Annotated in this window: 15 protein-coding genes; 8 read left to right on the forward strand and 7 right to left on the reverse strand. The window is 73.3% G+C overall.

Going from position 1 to position 17,158, the window contains the following annotated elements; translation table 11 throughout:
• Nucleotides 1-95: 95 nt before the first annotated feature.
• A complete protein-coding gene (gene rfbB / locus OG788_RS01815; protein WP_406368677.1) occupies nucleotides 96-1,076 on the forward strand; it encodes a dTDP-glucose 4,6-dehydratase in 981 nt (326 codons plus the stop codon).
• Nucleotides 1,073-2,461 carry an NDP-hexose 2,3-dehydratase family protein gene (locus OG788_RS01820; protein ID WP_351543877.1) on the forward strand — a complete coding sequence of 463 codons (1,389 nt, stop codon included), beginning with the start codon at nucleotides 1,073-1,075 and terminating at the stop codon, nucleotides 2,459-2,461. The genes rfbB and OG788_RS01820 overlap by 4 nt, the downstream gene beginning before the upstream one ends.
• A gap of 398 nt (nucleotides 2,462-2,859) precedes the next feature.
• Here the strand turns inward: OG788_RS01820 and OG788_RS01825 are convergent, their stop codons facing one another.
• Complete coding sequence (locus tag OG788_RS01825; RefSeq protein WP_266766269.1) at nucleotides 2,860-3,366, reverse strand: carboxymuconolactone decarboxylase family protein; 507 nt, start codon at nucleotides 3,364-3,366, stop codon at nucleotides 2,860-2,862.
• Nucleotides 3,367-3,462: 96 nt separating this feature from the next.
• On the reverse strand, nucleotides 3,463-4,206 hold the full coding sequence (locus OG788_RS01830; RefSeq protein ID WP_351543874.1) for a gamma-glutamyl-gamma-aminobutyrate hydrolase family protein: 744 nt from the start codon (nucleotides 4,204-4,206) through the stop codon (nucleotides 3,463-3,465).
• Nucleotides 4,207-4,435: 229 nt separating this feature from the next.
• Between OG788_RS01830 and OG788_RS01835 the strand changes: the two genes are divergently transcribed.
• From OG788_RS01835 to OG788_RS01845, 3 genes are all read left to right on the forward strand, one after another.
• Complete coding sequence (locus OG788_RS01835; protein WP_406376645.1) at nucleotides 4,436-5,362, forward strand: ABC transporter ATP-binding protein; 927 nt, start codon at nucleotides 4,436-4,438, stop codon at nucleotides 5,360-5,362.
• A complete protein-coding gene (locus OG788_RS01840; protein ID WP_351543867.1) occupies nucleotides 5,359-6,186 on the forward strand; it encodes an ABC transporter permease in 828 nt (275 codons plus the stop codon). Before OG788_RS01835 ends, OG788_RS01840 begins: the two co-directional genes overlap by 4 nt.
• 145 nt (nucleotides 6,187-6,331) lie before the next feature.
• On the forward strand, nucleotides 6,332-7,579 hold the full coding sequence (locus OG788_RS01845) for a nuclease (protein ID WP_406368680.1): 1,248 nt from the start codon (nucleotides 6,332-6,334) through the stop codon (nucleotides 7,577-7,579).
• On the opposite strand, the gene OG788_RS01850 is transcribed toward OG788_RS01845, so the two are convergent.
• A complete protein-coding gene (locus OG788_RS01850) occupies nucleotides 7,568-8,461 on the reverse strand; it encodes a helix-turn-helix domain-containing protein (RefSeq protein WP_406368682.1) in 894 nt (297 codons plus the stop codon). The genes OG788_RS01845 and OG788_RS01850 overlap by 12 nt on opposite strands.
• Before the next feature lie 488 nt (nucleotides 8,462-8,949).
• Between OG788_RS01850 and OG788_RS01855 the strand changes: the two genes are divergently transcribed.
• The 3 genes from OG788_RS01855 (at nucleotide 8,950) to OG788_RS01865 (ending at nucleotide 10,605) form a co-directional block, all read left to right on the forward strand.
• Nucleotides 8,950-9,360: a VOC family protein gene (locus OG788_RS01855; protein ID WP_406368684.1), complete on the forward strand. Its 411-nt coding sequence runs from the start codon at nucleotides 8,950-8,952 to the stop codon at nucleotides 9,358-9,360.
• 139 nt (nucleotides 9,361-9,499) lie between these two features.
• Nucleotides 9,500-9,964, forward strand: a complete 465-nt coding sequence (locus OG788_RS01860; RefSeq protein ID WP_406368686.1) for a helix-turn-helix transcriptional regulator — start codon at nucleotides 9,500-9,502, stop codon at nucleotides 9,962-9,964.
• 5 nt (nucleotides 9,965-9,969) lie between these two features.
• The gene (locus tag OG788_RS01865; protein WP_406368687.1) at nucleotides 9,970-10,605 is read left to right on the forward strand and encodes a glyoxalase; all 636 of its coding nucleotides are present in this window, start codon (nucleotides 9,970-9,972) and stop codon (nucleotides 10,603-10,605) included.
• A 483-nt stretch (nucleotides 10,606-11,088) separates the two neighbouring features.
• Here the strand turns inward: OG788_RS01865 and OG788_RS01870 are convergent, their stop codons facing one another.
• The 4 genes from OG788_RS01870 to OG788_RS01885 form a co-directional block, all read right to left on the reverse strand.
• The gene (locus OG788_RS01870; RefSeq protein ID WP_406368689.1) at nucleotides 11,089-13,188 is read right to left on the reverse strand and encodes a condensation domain-containing protein; all 2,100 of its coding nucleotides are present in this window, start codon (nucleotides 13,186-13,188) and stop codon (nucleotides 11,089-11,091) included.
• 184 nt (nucleotides 13,189-13,372) lie between these two features.
• On the reverse strand, nucleotides 13,373-14,344 hold the full coding sequence (locus OG788_RS01875; protein ID WP_406368691.1) for a 4'-phosphopantetheinyl transferase family protein: 972 nt from the start codon (nucleotides 14,342-14,344) through the stop codon (nucleotides 13,373-13,375).
• A 12-nt stretch (nucleotides 14,345-14,356) separates the two neighbouring features.
• Nucleotides 14,357-16,084, reverse strand: a complete 1,728-nt coding sequence (locus OG788_RS01880) for an acyl-CoA dehydrogenase (protein ID WP_406368692.1) — start codon at nucleotides 16,082-16,084, stop codon at nucleotides 14,357-14,359.
• Nucleotides 16,085-16,179: 95 nt separating this feature from the next.
• Nucleotides 16,180-17,136 (reverse strand): aromatase/cyclase, encoded by a 957-nt coding sequence (locus OG788_RS01885; RefSeq protein WP_406368694.1) that lies wholly within the window; start codon nucleotides 17,134-17,136, stop codon nucleotides 16,180-16,182.
• Nucleotides 17,137-17,158: the final 22 nt, after the last annotated feature.

The following is a 17,158-nucleotide window of genomic DNA, read 5'->3' on the forward strand; positions in this document are numbered from 1 at the left end:
AGTTCTCCAGCGCGGGCCGAGCGGTATCCGTCCCCTCGTCGAAAAGGGAAAAGGCACATGCTTCGAGCGTGGAATTCCGACTGCGATGTGGTCACATGAGAATCCTCGTCACCGGCGGAGCCGGGTTCATCGGCTCGCACTATGTACGGACCCTGCTCGAGGGGGGTTATCCGGGTTTCGAGGACGCGCACGTCACGGTGGTGGACCTGCTGACGTACGCGGGAAACCGCGACAACCTGCCCGCCGCCCATCCGCGGCTCACCTTCGTGCGGGGGGACGTCCTCGACCGGGACCTGCTGGCCGGTGTGCTGGCCGGCCAGGACGCGGTGGTGCACTTCGCGGCCGAGAGCCATGTGGACCGTTCGATCGCCGGCGGCGCCGCGTTCGTGCGGACCAACGTGGAGGGCACCCAGGCACTGATGGAGGCGTGTCCGGCGGCCGGTGTCGGGCGGGTGGTGCACGTCTCGACGGACGAGGTGTACGGCTCCATCGAGGAGGGGACCTGGACCGAGCAGTCGCCACTGCTGCCCAACTCCCCCTACGCGGCGTCCAAGGCGGCCTCCGACCTCGTCGCCCTGGCCTACTTCCGCACCCACCGCCTGGACGTCTCGGTGACCCGCTGCTCCAACAACTACGGCCCCTACCAGCACCCCGAGAAGTTCATCCCGCTCGCCGTCACCCGGCTCCTCGAAGGACAGCCCGTCCCCGTCTACGGCGACGGCGGCCAGATCCGCGAGTGGCTGCACGTGGACGACCACTGCCGGGCCGTGCACCGGGTGCTGACCGGAGGCCGGGCCGGTGAGGTCTACAACATCGGCGCCGGCACCGCCGTGGCGAACCTGGAGCTGGCCCACCGGCTCGCCGAACTGTGCGGGGCAGGGCCGGACATGATCCGGCACGTCACCGACCGCAAGGGCCACGACCGGCGCTACGCCCTGGACCAGGGCAGGATCGAGCGGGAGCTCGGCCACCGGCCGCTCACCTCCTTCGACACCGGTCTGGCACAGACCGTCGCCTGGTACCGGGACAACCCGCAGTGGTGGAAGCAGGCCGCGGACCAGGGCGGCCGGCGATGAGCGCACCGGCGCGGCTGGTCGCCCGGTCCCGGCCCGGAACCGGCGAGCGGCTGGCCCTGTCGGCGGCGACAGCCCAGGGCGTCCACATCGCGACGTCCGAGGTGCCGCGGTGGCTGGAGCGGGTGCGCCGCTCCGCGGGGGCGACGGTGCGGCGCATCCCGTTCGCCGGGCTCGACCACTGGTCGTTCGCGCCGGACACCGGCGACCTGCGGCACCGGTCGGGACGGTTCTTCACCATCGAGGGCCTGCACGTGATGCGGCCCGGCGCCCAGTGGCAGCAGCCGATCATCGTGCAGCCGGAGATCGGCATCCTGGGCATCCTGGCCAAGGAGTTCGACGGCGTCCTGCACTTCCTCATGCAGGCGAAGATGGAACCCGGCAACCCCAACCTGGTGCAGCTCTCCCCCACCGTGCAGGCCACCCGCAGCAACTACACCAAGGCGCACGGCGGAGCGGCGGTGACGTATCTGGAGCACTTCGTCGAGCCGGACCGGCAGCGGGTGCTCACCGACGTCCTGCAGTCCGAGCACGGCGCCTGGTTCTACCGCAAACGCAACCGCAACATGATCGTCGAGACGGACGGCGACGTCCCCGCCGGCGACGCGTTCCGCTGGCTCACCCTGGGGCAGATCGCGGAGCTGCTGCGGCTGGACAACGTCGTGAACATGGACGCGCGGACCGTGCTGGCGAGCGCTCCGGCGGCCGCCGCCGAACCCCGGGCGCTGTCCTGCGACGCGGGCCTGCTGGCCTGGTTCACCGCGGAACGGGCGCGGCAGGACGTGAGCGTGCGCCGTATGCCGCTGCGCGAGGTCGCCGGGTGGCAGGCGGACGAGAGGTCCATCGGCCGGGCCGACGGCCGGTTCTTCCGGGTGGTGGCGGTGTCGGTCGAGGGTGCGGGCCGGGAGGTGGCCGGCTGGACCCAGCCGATCATCGAACCGGTGGAGCGCGGGATCGTCGGCTTCGCCCACCGCGTGTTCGACGGCGTCCCGCACGTCCTGGTGCACGCCCGTGTGGAGGGCGGCTTCCTCGACACCGCCGAGCTCGCGCCGACCGTGCAGTGCGCTCCGGCGAACTACCCCCCGTCGGACCCCGGGCCGCGCCCGCCGTTCCTCGACCTGATGCTGGACGCGCCCGCGGACCGGATCCGGTACTCGGCCGTCCACTCCGAGGAGGGCGGCCGGTTCCTCGACGCCGAGAGCCGCTACCTGATCGTCGACACCGACGAGGCCACCACCCCCACGCAGCCGCCCCCGGGATACCACTGGGTCACCCCGGGCCAGCTGAACTGGCTCGCCGGGCACAGCCGTTACGTCAACGTGCAGGCCAGGACTCTGCTCGCCGTCCTCAGCACCGGTGCGGCCGGCCGCACCGGGCGGGCCGCCTGAGCCGGTCCCGGATTTCCGTACGAGCCAACGTGACTCCCGTGGGCCCGCACCCGTTGTGCGGGCCCACGGGAGTCCGGCATGTCCGCACGGGCCCACGGGAGTCCGAACAGATCCGCGCGGGCCGACGGGTGCCGGGGCGGGGTCCGCGGGTGTCCGCGCGGGCTGGGGCGGGTCCGCGCGGGTTCGGTGGATGCCCGAGGGGCCGGCGCCGGGCCGGGACGGGTCCGCGGGCCGGTGGATGCCCGAGGGGCCGGGGCGGGTCCGCGCGGGTCCGCGGGCCGGTGGGTGGTCGCGGGGCCGGGGCGGGCCGGTGAACGCCCGAGGCCCTGTCCGGCGGTGGTGGCGCCGGACAGGGCCTCGGGCGTGACAGGGAGGCGGGAACGCAGGGGCGGACGGGGTCAGGGGGCGGCGGGCAGCCGGGTGGTCATCGGGGTCCACGTCTTGGGGTTGATGCGCCAGTCCACCGGCTCCTGCTTGGTGGCGACGTTGACGCGGTTCCAGAGGTTGACCAGACCGATGTGCAGGACCACCGCGCCCAGTTCCCGCTCGGTGAAGTGCCGGGCGGCCTCGGCCCAGACCTCGTCCGACACCGGGTCCTTGTGGCCCTCGATGCGGGTGGCGGCCTCGGCCAGTGCCAGCACGGAGCGTTCGGCGTCGGTGAAGCAGGTCTGCTCCCGCCAGGTCTCCACCAGCGGCAGACGGTGGTCCTCCTCCCCCGCCTCCTCGAACTCGCGCTTCTTCACGGGTATCTGGACCGGGCGGCCGTTGATCTGGCTCACCCGCAGGTGGATGAGCACGAGCGTCTGCAACGGCACGCCGACACTGTTGACGGCCTTGACCAGGGCGCGCATGGGCGGCAGGACATCGGGAACGACCAGCGACGGGTTGGGCATCCGCGGCGGCATCTTTAATTCTCCTTCGCGCAGGGATCGGGAAAGACCGGAAAAGACTCTGCCCTCGGGGCCGTGCTTTTCCGCGACGACAAAATTTTCGGCGGCCCGCTAATTCTTCGGACGTCCGGCGGCTTGGGCAAGTGCCTCATGAAGCCGCCGGTCGGATGTCTGCCCGCATTCCCATTGCACACCGACCGCGAAGGGGTGGTCCGTGACTTCGACGGCCTCGACGATCCCGTCGCCGGCCCATCCGGTGGCGGTGAGGCCGGCGCCGAGCCGGCCGACGGCCTGGTGGTGGTGGCAGGCGGTCCGTGGCTCGTCCTCGTCCAGGACGGCCGCGATCCGGCTGTCCGGCCGGAGCTTGAGCGGATGGCGGCCGAGGGTGAAGGACGCGGTGCGCGGGCGGTGGCCGTCGTCGCCGGTGGTGTCCGGCAGGTGCTGCTCGAGGGTGCCCCCGTGCAGCACGTTGAGCAGCTGCATGCCCCGGCAGATCGCCAGGACCGGCAGCCCGGCGTCCAGTGCCCGCCTGGCCAGCGCCAGTTCGACGCGGTCGGCGTCCGGGCTCATCGCCCGGGTCGCCGGGTGCGGGTCCTGGCCGTAGAGCGCGGGATCGAGATCGGGGCCGCCCGGGATCAGCAGTCCGTCGAGCCGGTCCGCCAGGTCCGCCGCGCCGGGCAGCAGCGGGAGCAGCAGCGGGGTGCAGCCCGCCTCGGACAGGAAGGCCACGTGCGACTGGAGGGCGAGGCTGACGGCCAGGTCGCTGCCCTGGAGCGTGACCGGCGCGGTCCGCGCGCAGATCCCGATCACCGGGCGCCGGCCGGTGCCGGGCGGATCGTTCGTGACTGAATTCATGGCCACCCTCATGGGTTTGCGGGTTCAACCGAGGAAAGTAAGCAGATGAAACAGGCGCTCGAGCGGGCAGTCATCACTGCCAAAATAACCACGGGTCGAAGCGGAGGCCATCGTTCAGGACCGGGGCGGTCTGCGACTACTGAACGGAATGGAACTCCTGATACCACAGGCGGGTGGGGAGTGTTTTTTCCCCGGCGAAACTCTCGCAGGCCATTCAACCGAGGTGACCATGATCGAGGCCAAGAACCTCACCAAACGCTACGGCGACAAGACCGCCGTGAACGACCTGTCGTTCACGGTCGAGCCCGGCCGGGTCACCGGCTTCCTGGGCCCCAACGGCGCAGGCAAGTCCACCACCATGCGACTGCTGCTGGGACTGGACCGGCCCGACGCCGGCGAGGCCACCGTCGACGGTGTGCGCTACCGCGATCTCGCGCAGCCCATGCAGGTGGTCGGCGCGCTGCTGGAGGCGCGCGCGGTCCACACCGGCCGCAGCGCCTACGACCATCTGCTGTGCCTGGCCCAGACGCAGGGGTTCGGCAGGCGCCGGGTCGAGGAGGTCATCGAGCGGGTCGGGCTGGCCGCGGTGGCCCGCAAGCGGGCGGGCGGCTTCTCGCTGGGCATGGGGCAGCGGCTGGGCATCGCGGCGGCGCTGCTGGGCGATCCCGCGGTGCTGGTGCTGGACGAGCCGGTCAACGGTCTCGACCCCGAGGGCATCGTGTGGATCCGGAATCTGATGAAGTCGCTCGCGGCGGAGGGCCGTACCGTCTTCGTCTCGAGCCATCTGATGAACGAGATGGCCGTCACCGCCGACCATCTCATCGTCATCGGCCGCGGCCGGCTGGTCGCCGACTGCTCCACCGAGGAGTTCATCGAGCGCAGCACCGAGCAGTCCGTCCTGGTCAAGACCCCTGACGGGGCGCGGCTGGTGACGCTGCTGCGGGCCGAGGGCGCCACCGTCGAACCCACCGGCGACGGGGACCTGGACGTCACCGGGGTCGAGGCCCCGCGCATCGCCGAGATCGCCGCCGCCGGCGGTCTGGTCCTGCACGAGTTGTCGACCCGTCGAGGATCGCTCGAGGACGCCTTCATGGAACTGACCCGGGACGCCGTCGAGTACGACGCCGTCGCACCCACCGCCGGAGGCGTGAAGTGACCACTCTGAGCGCCCCCGTGCGCGTCGCCGCAGCGCACCGGCCGAGCTTCGGGCGGCTGATGCTCTCCGAGTGGACCAAGATCCGCTCGGTCCGCTCCACCGTCTGGTCGCTGGCCATCCTGGTCGTGCTCACCCTCGTCTTCACCGTGCTGTTCATGGAGATGGGCGTCGCGAACTGGGACAAGAGCGATGCCTCCCAGCAGGCCGCGATGCGTCTCGATCCGACCGGCACCATCCTGGGCAGCGGCATCCTGCTCAGCCAGCTCGCGATCTGTGTGCTGGGCACGATGGTCATCGCCTCCGAGTACTCCACCGGCATGATCCGTGCCAGCCTGCTCGCGGTGCCCAAGCGGGTGCCGGTGCTGGCGGCCAAGGGCGCCGTCTTCGGGCTGCTGGTGCTGGCCGTGGGCGAACTGACCGCGTTCGGCTCCTTCTTCATCGGCGCGCCGATCCTGCACAGCAAGGCCCCGGTCGCGATCGGTGACCCGGGAGTCCTGCGGGCCGTCGTCGGCTGCGGCCTCTACCTGTCCCTGCTGGGCCTGTTCGCGCTCGCGATCGGCGCGATCATCCGGCACACGGCGGCGAGCATCACCGGCGTCATCGCCTTCGTCCTGGTGATCGCCCCGATGGCCAAGCTGCTGCCCGGCAGCGTGGGCGAGCACGTCCACGGCTATCTCCCCACGGAGGCCGGATACCTGATCACCCAGCAGCACCCCCGCACGGGCGACGTGCTGGGGCCCTGGCAGGGCCTTGGGGTGCTCGCGCTGTGGACGGCCGCCCTGCTGGCCGTCGCGGCCGTACTGCTGCAGCGCAGGGACGCCTGACCCCCGGCGCCCGCCGCGGGCGTCCGCCGATCCGGCGGGCGCCCGCGGCGTCGTGTTTCCAGAGAACGTCGACCTGCTCTCGACTGCAGCTAAAGACCCTCCTGCGACGCTCGTCGGCAGCGGCAGCAGAGAGGGAGTAACAGGAATGGCTCAGAGCAACGCGCAAGCCGTCTTGATAACGAGTGCATTCAGCCCCGTCCGGATGGAGGGCATCGATTCTTCGACCCGCGGCGAATTCGATCTGAAGAATTTCGAGAAACTGCCGGCACGCGATGTCCCCGTCACCGCGCTGTCGCCCGGGGTGTCCCTGCGCCAGAGCGGAACCGACGCCGCGCACATCCAGCTCCTCGTCGACGCGGCGGGCTCGGCCGAACTGCCGCCCATCCTCGTCCAGGTGGACGGCTGTCGCGTCATCGACGGACTGCACCGGCTGGAGGCCGCCCGGCTCCGCGGCGACGACACCATCCGGGCCCGCTTCGTGGACTGCTCGAACTCCGAGGCCCTCGTCATCGCCATGAAGGCCAACGGCGCGCACGGACTTCCGCTGTCCAAGACCGACCGTGTCTGCGGAGCCCAGCGGGTGCTGACCTCCCACCCCGACTGGTCCGACCGCGCCATCGCCCAGATCACCGGTCTGAGCGCGAAGACGATCGCCTCGCTGCGCGAGAGGACGGCCGGCCACACACCGCTCGACGGAAAGCGCATCGGCCAGGACGGACGCCGGCGCCCGGTGGACGCCGGCGAGGGCCGCCGGCGCGCCGCCCAGTACATCGCCGCCCACCCCGACGCCCCGCTGCGCCAGGTCGCCCGGGAGACCGACGTGTCCCTCGGCACCGTCCACGACGTGAGCGCGCGGCTGCGGCGCGGCGAGGGCCCCGAACGCGACGGACGCCAGAACGCCGCCCGCCCGCAGCACATGCGGCCCGTGCAGTTCGTACCGCCGATGCAGTCCCTCCCGTCCCTGCAGTCCATGCAGTCCATGCAGTCCGTGGCGCCGGCGGGGCAGGGCGAGCGGACGGCGGAGGCGGCGGAGGCGGTCTTCGACGGCGCCGCGCGGGTGCCGCTGCGGGTGGCACCGAACGCCGACGCCGCGCCGGGGCACCGCAGGAACCACACCGACCCCCCGCCCACCTGGGCGGCGGTGGCGGCCAAGATGGCCGCCGACCCCGCCATCCGCTACACCGCCGGCGGCCGGGAGTTCCTGCGCTGGATGCAGCTGCACGCCACCGAGCCCGGCGAGGACTGGCGCACGCTCGTCGACGCGGTCCCGCCGCACTGGCTCGGCGTCATCGCCCCGATCGCCGAGCACATCGGCCGGGAGTGGGGCCTGCTCGCCGAACGGCTCAAGACCCGCCAGGAACTGTGCCGCACTCCCCCGCGCTCACGGCCGTGACCGGGCCGGCGCCGCGGACGCCAGCCGCAGGTGGCCCCCAGCGGCCCGGCCCCCCGCGGCTCGGCCCCCCGCGGCTCGGCGCCGCGCGGCGCCGCCGGCGGCCGGAGTGACGGAGGCGCACCCGGGGCGGGCCGTCACGGTGGCCGGGGGGTCCAGCGCGGGCAGCGCGAGCAGGACCGGCGGATCGGCCGGCCTGACCGGGCGCAGCCGCACCGCCACGCTGGTGACACCGTCGGCGGCGACCGTCACGGCCGGCCGGCCGTGCCCCCCGACGAGCACGGTCCGCCCGGCCCGCTCATCGGGCCCGACACCGGCGGCCTGCGCCACCGCGAGCAGGTGCCAGCTCCCGCCGGGAACGTTCTTCAGGGAGTAGCAGGACGGACGCCCGCTGGGCACGTCGACGACGGTCCAGGCGAGCGGCGCGTGCTGGACGACGGCCGTGCGGAACGCGCCCAGGTACACGCGGGCGTTCCCGTGGCCCTCCGGCAGGCTGATCGTCCCGGCGACCGTGCCGCCCCCGGGCCACACGGCCGGCTCCGGGTCCGGCAGGCCCTGCCGCCCGTCCCGCGACAGCCGGCGGAACCGGCCCGGGGACACTCCGACACTGGCCGTGAAGGACTTCGTGAACGAACCCAGGCTGTTGTACCCGATCGCCAGGGATATCTCGGTGATGCTCATCGAGGTGCTCTCGATCAGCCGTTTGGCCTCGTGCATACGGACCGCGGCCAGAAATCTCCCCGGAGTGAGCCCGGTCTCCGCTTTGAATACCCGCGTGAAATAGAAACGGCTGAGCAGAGCGCTTTCGGCGATCTCGGCGAGAGTCAGCGGCTCGCCGCAACGCTCCCGCATGTAGGCGACCGCCCTTTCCACCGCCTGGTCCATCGCGCACCTCACTCCCTCTTGATCCACCCAGCAGCGTGACGCGTCGGCGTCGCGACCGGCTCGAGAAACACTCGGGATCCGGCACAGCCGCGAACGGCAACCGCTCGGCACGGACAGGAACAACGCCGCAGCAGCACGGGAGTTCGGGGGCCGCGGCGCACGTACGCGCGGACCCCGAGTGCGCGATGTGCGGTGCGCGGTGCGCGGTGCGCGGTGCGCGGTGCGGGGTGCGCGGTGCGCGGTGCGCGGTGCGCGGTGCGGGGTGCGGGGCCAACGGGCGGACGGACGGCGGAGAACGGGCGGACGGCATGACAGCCGGACGAACGGTCCGGCTGGCGGCGGCGGAGACGGTGGGACGAGCAGGAGGGAGGGTGCCGGGCGGGCGGGCGGGCTGACGAACAGGCTGGCGGGCAGACGAGCGGGCTGGCGGGCAGACGGGTCAGGAATCGAGAAGCCCCGCTGAGCGGGGCGCCGCTAGCGTGACGGCCATGGATCTCACCATTCATACGAGCGTCATCGCGCATGACGACCCGGACGCCGCGCTGGCCTTCTACGGCGGCGTCCTCGGCTTCGAGGTCCGCAGCGACGTCGGACAGGGCCGGACGCGCCGGATCACGGTCGGCCCCGCCGGCCGGCCCGGCACCTCCCTCCTGCTCGCCCCGGCCGGCGCCGGTCACGGGATCACCGAGGCCGAACGCCGCACCATCGCCGAGATGATGGCCAAGGGCACCTACGGCTGGATCCTGCTGGCCACCGAGGACCTCGACGCCGTCTTCGCGAAGGTGCAGGCGAGCGACGCCGAGGTCGTCCAGGAACCGCTCCTGCAGCCCACCGGCGTCCGCGACTGCGCCTTCCGCGACCCGGCGGGCAACCTGGTCCGCATCCAGGAGACCCGCTGAACCCTCCGGCCGGGGCCGGCCGGGCCCGGCCTGTGCGCCCCACCCCGCCGCACCCGCCCGCTCTGCTCCACTCCGCTCCCGGCATCCACCGAGGTTCTCCCGGAAGGTTCTCCCGGACACGGGAGGAAGGAGTTCTCCCATGTGCCATCCCGCATGGCGGCGCGCACGGATCGCCGCGCAGCACCTGCGCGATCTCGCGCAACTGCGCCGCGTCCGCGACCGGATCGACCGGCAGTACGCGCAGCCGCTGGACCTCGAGGCGCTCGCCCGCGCCGCGGACATGACGGCCGGGCACCTCGGCCGGCAGTTCCGCCTCGCCTACGGCCAGTCGCCGTACGCCTATCTGACGACGCGGCGCATCGAACACGCGATGGCACTGCTGCGCCGCGGCGACCTCGACGTCACCGAGGTCTGGCACGCGGTCGGCTGCCCGTCCCCGGCCGTCTTCACCGCCCGCTTCACCGAGCTGGCCGGTATGCCGCCGGATCTCTACGCCCGCCGCGCGGCGGCCGGAACGGGCGGCATCGCGTGGTACGCGAGTGACCCGGCGGACGGATCGAGCAGGAATGGAGAAGCCACCGCACCCGCACCGCAACTAGCGTGATCGGCATGACTTCCATCGCATCCATCACCCTCGAGGTGGCCGACCCCGCCGCCGCCCAGAACTTCTACACCAACGCCTTCGGCCTCGGCTCCCAGGTGCGCCTGCGGGCCGGCGAGACGCCCACGACCGGCTTCCGCGGGTTCACGCTGGCGCTCACGGTGTCCCAGCCGGCCGACGTCAGCAGCCTCATCAACGCCGCCATCGAGGCCGGCGCCACGGAGCTGAAGCCCGTCGCGAAGTCGCTGTGGGGCTACGGCGGCGTCGTGCAGGCCCCGGACGGGACGATCTGGAAGGTCGCGACCTCCGCGAAGAAGGACACCGGCCCGGCCGGCAAGAAGATCGACGAGATCGTGCTCCTGCTCGGCGTCGAGGACGTCAAGGCGAGCAAGCGGTTCTACGTCGAGCAGGGCCTGACCGTCGGCAAGAGCTTCGGCGGCAAGTACGCCGAGTTCACCGCGGACGAGTCCAGCCCGGTCAAGCTGGCGCTGTACAAGCGCCGCGGCCTGGCCAAGGACCTCGGTGTCGCCGACGACGGCACCGGCTCGCACCGGATCGTCCTGGGCAGCTCCACGGGGTCCTTCACCGACCCGGACGGCTTCGCCTGGGAGGCCACCTCGATGAGCTCCACGTCCTCGTCCTGACCTGCTGCCCCATGACTCCAGGCCCTCGGCACCCGGGCCTTTGTCCGCCGATCCCGGTCTGCCGTGCACCGCACTGCCGTACCGGGGGCGGGCCGCCGGGTGCCGACCTCGATGTGTGTCCGTCTGTACGGGCGGCATGGGTGAAAACCGTGCCGCCCGTACGTGGCGACCGTTGAAGACACCGGGTGAAGAAGTTCCAGCCGCAGTGCGGCAGTTCTCCCTCGGGGAGGATCACCGTGGTCAGGGCTCCGGGCCGAATAGGTGCCGCGTGCCGTGTCGGCCGCCGGAGGCTGACCCGCGAGCAGTGGCTCGAGCGGCGGCGCGACGACATCGGACTCGTCGCCGTCGGCGACTGCCTGCCAGTCCTCGGGATTGACCCGCCACCGTCCGGCTGATCACCACGCAGCCCGGGGAAGAGCGCCCTGTCCTGGCGTGGGACGCCAGGCCTCGCCTTCGCCCGGATCGACACCAGGACCGGCTACCTCACGGCAGGCCGACGGCGGTGTCGTCCGTCATGCGGGGCAGGTCCGCCTCCGGCAGGGCGGCGACGATGTCGGCGATGGTCGTCGACTCGTCGTGGGTGGACGGCAGTTCGCGCAGGAGCCGGGCGCACAGGCCGACCAGCCGGCCGGCGTCGGTGTCCGAGATCCGGGTGCGGTCGTGCACGGCGGTCAGGAGCAGGCTGCCGTCGGTGCCGGGGGACGCGAGCAGGGTGATGGGGAAGGCGCTGTGCAGTCCGAGGGTCTGCGGGGGGCTGATGCGGATGTCGTGTGCGGCCAGGGCGGCGTCCAGGGCCGGTGAGGTGCGCGGGCGGTTCTCGAAGACGATCAGGCTGTCGAGGAGTTTCTCGTCGGCCCCGCGTCCGCTCCATTCGTGGATCTGTGCGGTCGACACCCATTCGTAGGCGGCCATGTCGAGTGCCTGGTCGCGCAGTTGGGCCAGCAGGCGGGGCATGGAGTGGTCCGGGTCGATGCGGACGATGACGGGCAGTGCGTTCATCAGGAGGCCGGGCAGGCGTTCCACGGCGTCCAGGGCGATGCCGCGGCCGGACACGCTGACGCCGAAGCCGACCGGGGCGGGTCCGTGGGCGCCGCCCGTGCGGTAGAGGAGCAGCGCCCACACGGCCTGGAGCATGCTGGATTCGGTGGCGGCACGGGCGGCGGCCCAGCGGCGCAGGCGGCCCGATTCGGCCCGGCTGAGGCGGGCCTGTGCGCGGCCCCAGCCGGTCTGGCCGGTCGCGGGGCCGGGCAGGGCGGGGCGGGTCGTGGGGGTGGCCGGTCCGGTGGCGGCCGACCAGAACGCGCGGGCCGGGGCGGTGTCCTGCCGGGCGAGCCAGTGTGCGTAGTCGCGGATGTCGGGGCGTCGTTCGCTGCCCGGCAGGAGGCCGTCGGCGAGGTAGGCGCGGTAGAACTCCTGGAGCAGGACGGACACGCTCCAGTGGTCGAGGAGCGCGTGGTGGAAGGTGATCAGGACGCGGGTCGACGTGGCGCGTTCGGTGTCACCGGTGGCGCGCGGGTCGCCGGTGGGGGTGTCGTCAGTGGCGCGGGGGTCGCCGGTGGGGCGGGTGTCGTCGAGGAGGGTGGCGCGCAGCAGGCCCGGTGCGCGCAGGTCGAAGCCGCGCAGCCGGTCCTGGTGCAGCAGGTCGTCCCAGTCGAGGGTGCCGGCGCGGTGGTGGACCACGTCGGCGGTGACCTGGTCGTGGAGCACGACGCGCGGTTCGTGGTTCCAGTCGAACGCGGCGCGCAGGACGGTCTCGCGGTCGAAGACGGACTGCCAGGCGGTGGTGAACCGGCCGGTGTCGAGCGGGCCGTGCCAGTGCCAGAACAGCTGTTCCACGTAGCGGCCGGTGCCGTGGTGGGCCAGGGCGTCCAGCAGCAGGGCGTGCTGGCGGGGGGTGACCGGCAGGGTCTGCGGGGCGGCGGGGTGGCTGGTTTCGTGGGGGTGTCCGGGTTCGTGGGGGTGTCCGGGGCTGTTCGCCGCGGCGGGGTTGTCCGGGATCGCCCGGGGGGCGGGGGCGGTGGTGTGGGCGATGAACGCGCGGGGGGCGGCGGCGGGGTTCTCGCCGTGCTCGTAGGCGTCGAGGAGGTCGGCCAGGAGCAGGCCGGCGCACTCGCCGTCGGCGACGAGGCGGTGCATGACGAGCAGCAGGGTGTGGTGCGCGGGCCCGTGGGCGATCAGCACGGTGCGCAGGACGCCGGTGTGTTCCAGGTCGAGTTCCTGGCCGGCCTCGTCCTCGGTGGGCGGGTGGCCGGTGGCGGTGCGGCGTTCCAGGCGGGGGGTGCGGGCCGGGTCGAGGTGGAGGCGGGGCGGACCGTCCGGGCCGTCGGGGCCGGGTGCCAGGCGGGCGGAGAGCAGCGGGTGGCGGGCGATGAGGCGGGCCAGGGCGCTGCGCAGTTCGGTGTCGTCGAGGGGGCCGCGCAGGTCGATGGCGAACACCTGGTTCGAGGAGGCGTCGTGGGGGTGGGCCCGGTGCCGGCGCAGCAGGGCCAGTTGCCGCTCGGTCAGGGGTACGGTGCCCGCCTCGTCCGCCCCGGGTCCGGCGGTCGCGGCGGGCGGCGCGCCTGGGGGCTGGAACTTGGTCATCGGGTGTCTCCTGAATCGCCATCCGGGGCATGGTGCTTGCGGGCATGCCTCGGCTCGGTGGTCCGCACCGTCCGTTCCCGAGTGTCGGGTATGCGGCTGCCATGGCGCTGACGTGCGGCTGACGCGCCGAGCGGGGGTCAGGCGGGTGCGAGCGGGTCTCGAGGTCTCGAGCGCCGGTGCTCGCTCACCCGGGGCGGCGGGGGGCGCGGGGGTCGTGCGGCGGTGGGAGGGAGTGCGTCATGACCGCCGCGAAGCCGGGGTCGAGCATGGTGCGTGCCGAGGTGTCGGGGGCGGTGTCCAGGCCCGCGTCGTGGCGGGCGGTGCTGAGCAGGTAGCGGTCCAGGATGCGGTGGGTGGAGAAGGTCCATTCGGTGCGGGCGGCGGGTGTGCCGTCCGGGGCGAGCAGGCGGCCGGTGTGCAGGCCGAAGCCGAACTCGGTGAAGCGCAGCCGCATGCCCTGGCCCAGCGCCTTGGTGTAGGCCTCTTTGAGGGTCCACAGGCGCAGGGTCTGTTCGCTTTGTTCGTCCTCGGCGAGCCGGGCCAGTTCGGCTGCCTCGGTGGGGGTGCACATTTGGGCCTGCAGCAGGTCGGGGCGCATTTTGCGGTCGGCGGGCTCGGCGTCGACGCCGATCCGGCCGTCTCTGCTGAGTCCGAGGGCCATCAGGTCGCCGGTGTGGGTCAGGCTGAGGTCGAGCTGGTCGAAGCCGCGCAGGTAGGGGCGTCCGCCGAGCCGGTAGGAGACGTCCAGGCCCTCGGGTGCGGTGGCCAGTGCGGCCGCCGCCGTGTATTTCATCAGCAGGCGGGAGGCGACGAACCGGTAGCGGACCGCCGGGTCGGTGATGCGCCGGCAGCGGGCCCAGTCCCGCCGTCCGAGGAGCCGGCGCAGGTGGGGCCGGGTGAGCGCGGCGGGCAGCCATTCGCCCCAGGTGGTGTGGACGACGGCGTGGCCGTGGGCGCTCAGGTGGTCGCGGACGGGCCGCCAGGGTCCGGCGGGCAGGACGTGGATCGGCTCGCCCCTCGCGGGCCGTGGCCGGTCCGTGGCCTGGAGGGGCTCGCCGGCCGCGGGCCGGGGCCGGTGCGTGGTCTGGAGGGGTTCGCCGGCCGCGGGCCGGTCCGAGTCGGCGGGCAGGGGCTCGCCGGTCGCCGTCCGGTGCATGGCGGCTGTCTCCTAGCCTGCGAGGGGTGTGTCGTACACGTCGAAGCTGCGGCCGTGGGCGAACCGCAGGAGTGCTTCCTCCAGGAGGGACTGCACGACGCCGTGGGGCGGTTCGGGGACCGGGAGGCCGAGCCGGCGTCCTATCCGGGACAGGGCCAGCACCGCCCAGGCCGGCTGGGCGAGGAAGGTGCCGGTGTGGTGGTGGCCCTCCCACACGCCCAGGCAGGCGGCGGCGGCGAGGACCAGGACGTAGCGGTCCAGGAGGGTGCAGGCCCGCGGGTCGGCGAGGGTGTCGTGGACGGCTTCGGGGAGGTGGCCGCACTGCTCGCGCAGGGTGCGCATCTCCTGGACGAAGGTGTCCGCGAGGTCGGCCAGTGCCGCCCGCTGCGGGCCGGCGGTGCGCTGCGGGCCGAGCCGGTGGGCGGCGCCGAGGAGGGTGGCGGTCAGGACGTCGTCGCCGCCCGTCAGGGACAGCCTGCGGTAGTCCAGGTCGGGGACGGCGGCGGTGGGCAGGTACAGGGCGGGGGCGGGTTCGGGGGTACGGAACCACGAGGTGCGGGCGAGGGCGCGCAGCCGTGGCACCAGGACGGCCTGGCAGGCGGCGCTGCCGGCGTGGCCGAGTCCGGCGACGGGCAGGTCGCGTCCGAGTTTTTGGAAGCCGCCGTACAGGGGGCCGCGGTCGTAGCCGTGTGCGCCCAGGACGGTGGCCAGTTCGTCCAGGTTCTCGCGCAGCACGTCCTGGGTGGCGAGTTTGACGGCGGCGGCCGCCAGGTGGGCGCTGTCGGGCAGCAGGCTCAGGGTGCGCAGGGCGGTGACGGCCATGGCGTCGCAGGCCAGCAGGTCGGCGAAGACGCCGGCGAGGACCGGTTGGTGACGGCGGGCCGGCTGCCCGGTGGTGCGGCCGGTGGTCGCGGCCTTCACCGCGAGCCGCAGGGCGCTGTCGACGCCGGCGACGAGGGCGGCGGGGATCAGGCAGCGGTTGACCATGAAGGTGCGCAGGGCGAGCGGGAGTCCGTCGCCGGTGGCGGCGACGAGGGCGTCGGCGGGGACGGGGCAGTGGGTGAACTCCAGTCCCGTGAAGCGGTTGCCGCGCATGCCGGGGGTGGCCACGCGCGGCAGGCGGCGCAGCCGGGCGGGCGGGAGCCGGTCGGGATCGAGGAGCAGTACGGAGTGGCTGTGCGGGCCGGGCGCGGCGCTCGTGCGGGCGTACATGACGAACGCGCGGGCCCGGTCGGCGTTGATGATGACGTCCTTGCGTCCGTCGAGGACGAAGCCGCCGCCCGGGGCGGGGTGTGCGGTGAACTCGTCGCGCAGGATGGCGTTGGCGTGGGTCAGTTCGTGGTGCAGGATCGTGACCCGGCCGCCGCCGTCGTCGTCGCCGTGGAGCAGGTGGCGGGCGGTGCGCTCGCGCTGTTGCCGGCTGCCCGCGGCCCAGACGGCGGCCGCGCCGAACAGGGCGGTGATGCCGTAGCCGAAGCCGAGGGCGACGTCGCGGCGGAAGAGCGGGCGCAGCACGCGGGCCAGGGTGTCGGGGCGGGCGAGGCGGCCGCCGAGTTGGTGGGGGACGAACTCGGCGGCGAGGCCGGCGTCGGTGAGCAGTGCCTCGGTGTCCTGCGGGGTGCGGCGCTGTTCGTCGGCGTCCAGGAGCGCGCGGTGGCCGTGCGGGTTGCGCGGGTCGGCCGGATCGCCGAGGAGTTCCTCGATCCGCGCGGCCCGCTCGGCGCCGTCGGACCCTGCCACACCGGCACCTGCACCTGCACCGGCACCGGCGCCGACGCCGGCGGCGGCGGCGGCGGTGTGTGCGGCGGGGGCGGCCGGGGGGCCGGGGGCGGCCCTCACAGGAGCGTGACCGCGCTGCGGGCGTGCCGGCCGGCCAGGTCGAGGACCGCTGTGCTGGTGCGGCCCAGGACCTGACGCAGATGGCGGCGGGCCCCGGCCAGGTCCGCGTGCTCGCCCAGCACCGTGGTGATGTCCTCCTCGCGCAGCACGACATGGTGCTGCGCGATGAGCGTGACGCCCTTCTCGTCGGGGACGACGGACCATTCGCCGGTGTGTGCGGCGATCAGCGGTGCGGTGGCGGTCTGCTTGTAGACGATGCGTCCGGCGTGCGGGAAGCAGACCCGCACGGACCGGGTGGTGTGCGTGCGGCCGTCGGGGGTGCGGGTGTCCATGGACAGGGACTGGATGCCGGGTTCGTCCTCGGTGAAGTCCAGGCGGGTGACGTGCGGGAGCACCTCGGGCCAGTCGCCGATCCGGTAGAGGAAGTCGTAGACCAGTTCGGCCGGTCCGGGCACCCGGAGTGTGTCCTCGAAGGACAGGACCAGGTCGTCCAGGCGGCCCCAGCGCTCGGCGAGAGCGCGCAGGCTCTCCAGCTGTGTACGGGTGTTGGTGTCGGTGGCCCGCCGCACCCAGGCCACGTCCTCACGGTGGCCGCCGGTGACCGTGAAGTCGTGCTGCAGGGTCAGCCGGGAACGGTCGGCGCCGAGCGCCTCGACCGTCCAGGTGCCGGTCATGGAGCGCAGGGGGGCGGCGGGCAGTTCCTGGCAGAACGTGATCCGCCGCCGCTGCGGGTCCAGGGTGCGGCGTGAGGTCCAGGACGTGAGGTGGCCGTTGGCGGTGGCCCACATGCGCAGCCGCTCGTGGTCACCGTCGAAGTCGAGCTGCTCGACGTGCACGGTGGGCGGCAGGAACAGCGGCCACCGGGGGGCGTCGGAGATCAGCCCGTACGCCACGCCCGCCGGCGCGGCGACGATCACCTGGTGCGTGGTGCGGTGCACTCGCTCGGCGGACATGTCCCACTCCTCGCTCTGGGGA

Origin of the sequence: Streptomyces sp. NBC_00647 (assembly GCF_045207245.1) — a bacterium.
Classification (GTDB): Bacteria; Actinomycetota; Actinomycetes; order Streptomycetales; family Streptomycetaceae; genus Streptomyces.